The sequence below is a fragment of the Duganella radicis genome, assembly GCF_009720825.1.
Lineage (GTDB): Bacteria > Pseudomonadota > Gammaproteobacteria > Burkholderiales > Burkholderiaceae_D > Rugamonas > Rugamonas radicis.
Genome location: NZ_WNKY01000138.1, coordinates 1 through 289, shown reverse-complemented (window position 1 = coordinate 289; position 289 = coordinate 1). Strand labels below are relative to the sequence as shown.

Annotated in this window: 1 rRNA gene; it reads right to left on the bottom strand. The window is 44.6% G+C overall.

The window, feature by feature from the left end:
* Positions 1 to 180 precede the first annotated feature (180 nt).
* A 16S ribosomal RNA gene (locus GM676_RS31395) occupies positions 181 to 289 on the bottom strand; the annotation flags it as partial.

Genomic DNA, 289 nt, shown 5'->3' with positions numbered 1-289 from the left:
CCCTATAACCTTGACGGCTATAGTTCAAGCATTTACTACTATGTGATGATGAGTTTTACTACCCTAAGTGTGTAATTTCTTACACGCTTAATAAAACTTTACTTCTTCCAGATTGTTAAAGAACGGTACAGCAGATAAGTGTGAGCGCTTGAAATGTTCCGGAGAACCTGCAAACTCTAGAAAGGAGGTGATCCAGCCGCACCTTCCGATACGGCTACCTTGTTACGACTTCACCCCAGTCACGAATCCTACCGTGGTAAGCGCCCTCCTTGCGGTTAAGCTACCTACT